This is a genomic window from Curtobacterium sp. NPDC098951 (assembly GCF_044759965.1).
GTDB lineage: Bacteria > Actinomycetota > Actinomycetes > Actinomycetales > Microbacteriaceae > Curtobacterium.
In genome coordinates this window covers 224,104-231,443 of sequence record NZ_JBIWAG010000006.1, presented here as the reverse complement: position 1 = coordinate 231,443, position 7,340 = coordinate 224,104, and the positions used below count along the sequence as shown (strand labels likewise).

At 72.5% G+C, this 7,340-nt stretch carries 10 protein-coding genes; 6 read left to right on the top strand and 4 right to left on the bottom strand.

The genetic code is table 11. The annotated features are described in order from the left end of the window. Positions 1-284 precede the first annotated feature (284 nt). The 6 genes from ACIQUC_RS16220 (at position 285) to ACIQUC_RS16195 (ending at position 5,432) form a co-directional block, all read left to right on the top strand. Positions 285-2,756 carry a phosphoketolase gene (locus ACIQUC_RS16220; RefSeq protein ID WP_402269008.1) on the top strand — a complete coding sequence of 824 codons (2,472 nt, stop codon included), beginning with the start codon at positions 285-287 and terminating at the stop codon, positions 2,754-2,756. A gap of 103 nt (positions 2,757-2,859) precedes the next feature. Next, the gene (locus ACIQUC_RS16215) at positions 2,860-3,204 is read left to right on the top strand and encodes a hypothetical protein (protein WP_402269006.1); all 345 of its coding nucleotides are present in this window, start codon (positions 2,860-2,862) and stop codon (positions 3,202-3,204) included. After that, positions 3,191-3,406: a hypothetical protein gene (locus ACIQUC_RS16210; protein ID WP_402269004.1), complete on the top strand. Its 216-nt coding sequence runs from the start codon at positions 3,191-3,193 to the stop codon at positions 3,404-3,406. The genes ACIQUC_RS16215 and ACIQUC_RS16210 overlap by 14 nt, the downstream gene beginning before the upstream one ends. Positions 3,407-3,440: 34 nt before the next feature. Further along, complete coding sequence (locus ACIQUC_RS16205; RefSeq protein WP_402269002.1) at positions 3,441-4,124, top strand: fumarylacetoacetate hydrolase family protein; 684 nt, start codon at positions 3,441-3,443, stop codon at positions 4,122-4,124. Between the two features lie 158 nt (positions 4,125-4,282). Continuing rightward, the gene (locus tag ACIQUC_RS16200; protein ID WP_022907589.1) at positions 4,283-5,245 is read left to right on the top strand and encodes a sugar phosphate isomerase/epimerase; all 963 of its coding nucleotides are present in this window, start codon (positions 4,283-4,285) and stop codon (positions 5,243-5,245) included. A gap of 10 nt (positions 5,246-5,255) precedes the next feature. Then, positions 5,256-5,432, top strand: a complete 177-nt coding sequence (locus ACIQUC_RS16195; RefSeq protein WP_402269000.1) for a hypothetical protein — start codon at positions 5,256-5,258, stop codon at positions 5,430-5,432. A gap of 69 nt (positions 5,433-5,501) precedes the next feature. Here the strand turns inward: ACIQUC_RS16195 and ACIQUC_RS16190 are convergent, their stop codons facing one another. The 4 genes from ACIQUC_RS16190 to ACIQUC_RS16175 all read right to left on the bottom strand — a co-directional run bounded on the left by ACIQUC_RS16190 (position 5,502) and on the right by ACIQUC_RS16175 (position 7,331). After that, on the bottom strand, positions 5,502-5,831 hold the full coding sequence (locus tag ACIQUC_RS16190; protein WP_022907587.1) for a hypothetical protein: 330 nt from the start codon (positions 5,829-5,831) through the stop codon (positions 5,502-5,504). Beyond that, positions 5,828-6,394, bottom strand: coding sequence for a hypothetical protein (locus ACIQUC_RS16185; RefSeq protein WP_402268997.1), 567 nt, complete (start codon positions 6,392-6,394; stop codon positions 5,828-5,830). Before ACIQUC_RS16185 ends, ACIQUC_RS16190 begins: the two co-directional genes overlap by 4 nt. Further along, positions 6,391-7,005, bottom strand: a complete 615-nt coding sequence (locus tag ACIQUC_RS16180; RefSeq protein WP_402268995.1) for an RNA polymerase sigma factor — start codon at positions 7,003-7,005, stop codon at positions 6,391-6,393. Before ACIQUC_RS16180 ends, ACIQUC_RS16185 begins: the two co-directional genes overlap by 4 nt. A 170-nt stretch (positions 7,006-7,175) precedes the next feature. After that, positions 7,176-7,331 (bottom strand): hypothetical protein, encoded by a 156-nt coding sequence (locus ACIQUC_RS16175; protein WP_402268993.1) that lies wholly within the window; start codon positions 7,329-7,331, stop codon positions 7,176-7,178. Positions 7,332-7,340: the final 9 nt, after the last annotated feature.

Below are 7,340 nucleotides of genomic sequence, written 5' to 3'. Positions count from 1 at the left end.
GCCGAACGCGGCACCGCCGAGCACGAGCGCACCCGTGGTCGCGAGGGTGATGGAGGTCTTCAGGGACTTGCGCATGGGATCTGTCCTTTGCTGTCTCGGGGGCTCCGGCCGGTGGCGACGTGCTCCTGTGCACGTGCCGTGCTGTGTGCTTGCTGAGGCCCGGCCGTTCGTGACCGGAGAGCGCCCTGGGCGTTTGCCCTTGTGACATGCATTCGGCACCCCCTGCCGAACGGTTTGGAAGTTTTTCTGGGTTTCTCGGGCGACCGCCTCCGTACCGTGGGGTCATGGCCCCCGCATCCCCTTCGAGCACCGACCGGATCCGCGCGATCGACGCCTGGTGGCGCGCCGCGAACTACCTCACCGTCGGCCAGATCTACCTGCTCGACAACCCGCTGCTCGACCGCTCGATCACACCCGACGACGTCAAGCCCCGCCTGCTCGGACACTGGGGCACCTCGCCGGCGCTCAACCTCGTGTACGCGCACTGCAACGCACTCATCGCCGAGACCGACCGCCAGCTGCTGTACATCTGCGGCCCCGGGCACGGCGGCCCCGCGATGAACGCCAACGCGCTGCTCGACGGGACGTGGGGCGAGCTCTACCCGGGCATCACCCCGGACCCGGACGGACTGCGGCAGTTCTTCCGCCAGTTCTCGTTCCCGGGTGGCATCCCGTCGCACGCGGCCCCCGAGACACCTGGTTCGATCAACGAGGGCGGTGAACTCGGCTACTCCCTTGCCCACGCGTACGGCGCGGCCCTCGACAACCCCGACCTGGTCGTCGCCTGTGTCGTGGGCGACGGCGAGGCCGAGACCGGCCCGCTCGCCGGCTCGTGGCAGGCGCACACGTTCCTCGACCCGGTGTCGGACGGCGCCGTGCTGCCGATCCTCAACCTGAACGGGTGGAAGATCGCGAACCCGACGATCCTCGCCCGCATCCCGCACGACGACCTGCACGCGTACTTCCGTGGTCTCGGGTACGAGCCGATCGTGGTGGACTCCGCCCGCGTCGACGACGACCCGTTCGCCGTGCACGCCCTGTTCGACGGCGCGCTCCGGCGTGCGCTGGCGACGATCGACGACATCCAGGCCGCGGCCCGTGCGCAGGCCCAGCGGGCAGCGGCCGGACAACCGGCCGGCGCCACCGACCTGCGCCCGCGCTGGCCGATGATCATCCTGCGGACGCCGAAGGGCTGGACCGGCCCGAAGGAGGTCGACGGCGAGCAGGTCGAGGGGACCTTCCGTGCCCACCAGGTCCCGCTGCCGGCCGTGCGGGAGAACGACGAGCACCGCCGCCAGCTCGAGGAGTGGATGCGGTCCTACCGCCCCGAGGAGCTGTTCGACGAGTCCGGGCAACCGATCGGCATCCTCACCACCATCCGGCCCGCGGGCGACCTGCGGATGAGCGCGACGCCGCACGCGAACGGCGGTCGGCTCCGCACGGCGCTCGACCGCCCCGGGCTCGAGGAGTTCGGGGTCCCGGTCGGCGAGGACGCGAGCGCGACCGGCACGCTCGGCCCCTGGCTCGCTGCCCTCATCGAGCGGAACCCCGCGTCCTTCCGGCTCTTCGGCCCGGACGAGACGGTGTCGAACAAGCTCGACGCGGTCTTCGACGTGACCTCCCGGGTCTGGCGTGCCCAGCGCGGCGTCGGCGACGAGCACCTCGGCGCACACGGCCGGGTCACCGAAGTGCTGTCCGAGCACCTGCTCGAGGGCATGCTCGAGGGCTACGTGCTGAGCGGTCGTCACGGCATCCTCAACACGTACGAGGCGTTCGCGCACATCATCGACTCGATGGTCGGGCAGTACGCGAAGTGGCTCGAGTCGTCCACCGACATCGACTGGCGCGCCCCCGTCTCGAACCTGTCGATCCTGCTGTCGTCGCACGTCTGGCGCCAGGACCACAACGGCTTCTCGCACCAGGACCCGGGGTTCCTCGACGTCGTCGCGTCGAAGCAGCAGGACCTCGTCCGGATCAAGCTGCCGGCGGACGCGAACACCCTGCTCGCCGTCGCGGCACACGCGATGGAGACGACCGACCGCATCGAGGTGATCGTCGCCGGCAAGCACCCCGAACCGGTGTTCCTGTCCCTCGAGGACGCCGTCGCGCACGCGGACGCCGGCGTCGGGCAGTGGGACTGGGCCGGCACCGAGGAGGCCGAGGGGCACGTCGACGTCGTGCTCGCCTGCGCCGGTGACGTCCCCACCGTCGAGACCGTGGCCGCCGCGGACATCATCCGCCGCCACGCGCCCGGGGTCGGTGTCCGGGTGGTCAACGTCGTGGACCTGCTGTCCATCGGCGACCCGCGGAAGCACGAGCACCCCATCCCCGACGAGCGGTACGACGCACTGTTCCTGCCCGGCACCCCGACGGTCTTCGCCTTCCACGGGTACCCGTCGCTCGTGCACCAGCTCACCTACCGTCGGAACGGGCACGACGACCTGCACGTACACGGGTTCCTCGAGCAGGGCACCACGACGACCCCGTTCGACATGCTCATGCGCAACGAGATGGACCGGTTCGCGCTCGCGCACGACGCCCTGACCCGGGTGGACCCGGATGCGCACGAAGCGCTGCGCACGCGGCTGACCGAGGCCCGGACGGCGGCGCGCGAGTACGCCTACTCGCGTGGCGAGGACCACCCGACGGTCGGTGCGTGGCGGTTCTCGGGCTGGCCGCAGGACGAGGCGGCGTCGGAGGGCACGGGCGGCGACCCGGGCGAGGGCGAGTCCGAGGGGGCTGCGCCCGGCAACTGACGCGCGTCCGCGCACTCCTCCACATCCGGGAGGCGCGGGTCACGTTCCACAGGACCGGTCACGCTCGGCGCGTGGCCGGTCCTGTCGCGTCAGGGTGGCGGACATGGATGCAGGCTGGACGAGCGCGAGCGTGTCGTTGCTCAGCGCCATGGTGGCGGTCGCGAGCGTGGTGGTCACGGTGGTCGAGGGGCGTCGGGCGCGGCGGAATACCGAGTTCTTGGGCCACCGGGACCACTGGTGGCAGCGTTGGTCGTGGGTCGTCGAGCGGGCGCTGTCGACCGATGAGCGGCGCCGTGACGCGGCCGCTCTGATGACCGATGCCCTGATGACCCGGGCATGGGTGACCGACGACGACAAGTGGGTCGAGCGCGCGCTCGACGATCACAAGACGACCGCCGCGCGACGGCTCCGCGGCAGAGAGGAACGACCTGACCGTGATCTCGGATGAAGACGACGCGTCCTTCAAGGCCCGACTGGACCGGATGGAACGCCGGACCCCCAGCCTGCTCGCGCACCCGCACTACGGGCCACTCGTCCGTGCAGCCGGCGACCTCGAACGACTCGAGGAGATGCGGATCGAGTGGCGCGAACGGCAGGAACGGGCACGCGCACGACGACTCCGGTGGGAGGCCTCGATCACCGAGGGCTGACCCACCGTCCGGGTCCCGGTGGCACGCTGGACCGGTGAGCGAGTTCGTCATCCCGGCCCCGACCGTCCCGACCGTCCCGACCACGACCGGCGGGCGCTTCCCCGTCCGGCGGGTGTTCTGCGTGGGTCGCAACTACGCCGCGCACGCTCGGGAGATGGGACACGATCCGGACCGCGAACCGCCGTTCTTCTTCACGAAGCCGGCCGACGCGGTCGTGACGGACGGCGCGGACACCCCGTACCCGTCCGTCACCCGGCAGCTCGAGCACGAGGTCGAGCTGGTCGTGGCGATCGGCCGGGGCGGGTCGGACATCCCCGTCGACGCGGCCCTCGACCACGTCTGGGGATACGCGGTCGGCATCGACCTCACGCGACGCGACCTGCAGGCCGAGGCGAAGCGGCTCGGACGCCCGTGGGACACCGCCAAGGGCTTCGACGCCTCGGCCCCGGTCGGCACGATCACCCCCGCCGCCGACGTCGACCCGACCTCGGGCACCGTCGAACTCCGGGTGCACGGCGACGTCCGCCAGACCGGTGACCTCGCCGACCAGATCTGGTCGGTCGCCGAGACGGTCGCCGAGCTCTCGCGTTTCGTGACCCTCGCGCCGGGCGACCTGCTGTTCACCGGGACACCGGACGGGGTCGGGGTCGTCGACCGCGGGGACCTGCTGGAGGGCACGATCGGCGGCGTCGGTTCGGTGCGGACCGTCATCGTCTGACGCCGTCGCGTTTCCCCCGTGTGACGGCGGACTGGGAGGGCTCGCAGCCTCGCCGAGTAGCAATGTGTCGACGCCGCCGCGGGGTGTGCGGCGTCCCACACAGGACACGCGGACCGCGACGGGGCGGGGCGGCGCGTCCGGAGAACGGAGGTGCCGCCGTGCAGGAACACGATCTGCTCGCGACGTCCTGGACCTGGGCCGGGACCGAACCGATCGGCGAGCGCATCGCCGCCGTCGGTGCCGCAGGCTTCGCAGGGCTCTCGCTGTCGCTCGGCGACCTGCACGAGGTGCGGGCGACGATCGGGTTCGTCGAGCTCCGCCGCATGCTCGACGGTGCCGGGATCGTCTGGGTCCAGCTGGGACCGCTCGAACGCTGGTGGACGTGCGCGAGCCACACCACCGACCAGGACGCCGACCGCGGCGTCGTGCTCGAGGCCGCCGCGACGCTCAGCGCCTGGCAGGTCGTCGCGCGTGCGGACGTCACGCTGCCCGGCGTCGCGCCGACGGCCATGGTCGACGACTGGAACGCGCTGGCCGGCCAGGCCGCGGCGGTCGGTGCCCAGCTCGTCCTCGAGCCCGAACCGTGGTCGAACCTGCCGACCGTCGAACGCGCCTCCCGGTTCGTCACGGCCGCCGGTCACCCGAACGGCGGACTCCTGGTGGACGCGATGCACGCGCTGCGCGGCGGCTCCACGCTGGCTTCCATCCGCGAGGGCGTCGCACCGGCCACCCTGGCAGCGGTCGAGCTCAGCGACGGCCTGCTCCACACACCCGCGGGCATGACGCTCGCCGAGGAGGCCCGCGAGGCACGCCACCTCCCCGGGGCGGGCGCCTGGGACGTCCCGGGCTTCGTCCGGACCGTGCGGGACCTCGGGTTCGACGAGCCGTGGGGTGTCGAGGTCCGGACGGCCGCCCACCGGGCGATGCCGATCGAGGACGCCCTGCGGACGGCTGCAGCGGCGACCCGGGCCGTGCTCGACGCCGCGGACGCGTTCGGCACGCCGGCGGTCCCGGCGATGCCGACCACTCCGGCGCCCACCTCGGCCGTGGACTTCGAGCCGCAGGTCGCTCCGCCGTCGGACGTCCGGCACCGCGACGCCGACTCAGGGGCGCCGGCGTAGGGTCGCCGGCATGACCGACCAACCTGCACACGACGACGAACTGCTCCGCCGCTCCCAGGAGTCCATCGACGAGGCGAAGGCCGCCGCGGCCGACGTGGTCGAACCGGCAGAGGACGACCTCGTCGACGAGGGTCTGCCGGTCGCCGACGACGCCGCTCCGTCGAGCGGCCCCGCACCCGCCTCCTGAAACCGGCAGCGGCCGAACCAGGCCGCACCATGCAGGACCAGGCCGGATCAGGCCGCAGCGGACCGGGGCTCAGTCGATCTCGACGACCCGCACGGTGACGTCGCTGGGCCGGCGTCCGAGCAGCGCAGCGGCCTCGGCGACGACGGCGTCGCGGACGCTCCGGACGAGGTCGAGCGTCGGGATCCGCCGGTCCGTCGTCACGACCACCCGGATGCGTGCGCCGTCCGGTCGGTCCTGCACGAGCACGGCACCGCCGTCCCGCGGCAGGTCGAGCACCGAGCGGACGTCCCGGACGAGCGTCGCGAGCTTCGGCCCGGGCGGGAGCACGGAGCGGACCCCCGGGACGCGGAGCACGACCGCGGTCAGTCCGCGCGAGACGGTCCGGACGTCGGCGGTCACGATCGGTCTCCGTCGATGACGTCGGCCACGTGCACCACGAGCGACCGGACCACGAACGGCGCGTGCACGGCGAGCGTGTCCGCGATGCGCGTTCGGAGGGCCTCCGCGCGGAGGTGGACCGGCCCGTCGGTGCTCGCGGCGATCGACACCTCGACGTCGATCGGGGCGCCGGCGGTCCCGATCTCGCCGGTGAACCGCGTCCGGCGGACGACCACGCCGGGGACCTCGTCCCCGAGCGCACGGACGAGTCCCCGGAGGGCGCCCTCCGTGACGACGAGCGTCGAGGCGGGGTCCTCGTCGGGGACCGGGATGTCCCGGCCCGCGTGTGCCGTCGTCCGCACCGAGGCGAGCACGCTCGCGATCCACCCGTCGTCGACGGCGGTCGCCGCGACGTCCGCGTCGAGCAGGTCGCGTGACGCCGTCCGCAGGACTTCGAGGCGCGCCAACGCGACGGAGGCCTCGGGATCGGCGTCGATGTCGGGTCTGGCCGGGGTGCGGTCGGCATCCAGGTAGTCGGAGAGCTCCTCGAGGGAGAACGCGCCGAACCGTTCGTCGTCGGTCATCGCCAGCCCTCCATCCGCTCGAGGACCCGGCGTCGTGCCCGGGCGAGCGCGCCGCGGACCGCGGCCTGCGACATCCCCGTGGCCTCGGCGATCTCGGCGTACGACGCCCCACCGATCTCGCGCATCACCCAGACGACACGGGCTCCGTCCGGCAGTTCCTGCACGATACGCGCGAGTTCCTGGACCTGCAGGCGCGCGCTGACCACCTCGTCGACGGGACGGTCGTCGGAAGCGTCGACCACCGCGTCGAGGTCGAGGTGCGGGTGTCGCCGACGGAGACGATCGAGCGCCTTGTTCGCCGCGATGCGGAACAGCCAGTTCCGCACCCGCTCGGGGTCGTCCACCCGGTCGATCCGCTGCCACGCCTGCAGCGCTGCCTCCTGGACGGCGTCCTCGGCCTCCCCGTCGCCGTGGCCGAGGATCCGGGCCGCGTAGGCACGCATGTGCGGACCGTACCGCCGGATCAGGACGCCGAACGCGACGGTGTCACCGTCGGCACTGCGCTCGACGAGGGAGGCGTCCGACAGGGACGCCAGGGCATCAGCGTCGCTCAGGATCGACTCCTCGTGGGATTTCCCCGGTTCTCGCGTGACGTTTCCGGTCGTCACCACGTCTTTCCCTACGTGCCTACCAGGAGCGTGCTGCGCGCCTGGTCGAGAACGCGCCGTGGCCGGTCATCCCTGAACGAACGGCCACGGCGTCTCGACGGCGGTCCGTGCGTCCCCTGATCCGGCGCACGGGCCGTCCTCTTCCACGGCCGGTGCTGTGCCCTGCGCCGGTCCTACTCGTCGACCTCGTCACCGAGGAAGTCCGCGTAGGTCACCTCGGGCTCGGCCACCGCGACCCCCGGATCCACGGACGTGTGCGCCGACCGGTCCCCCGCGATCGTGACGCGTTCCCCCGTGGTGAACGGGGGCAGGTACTTGCTCGCGCTCATGCTCGTGCC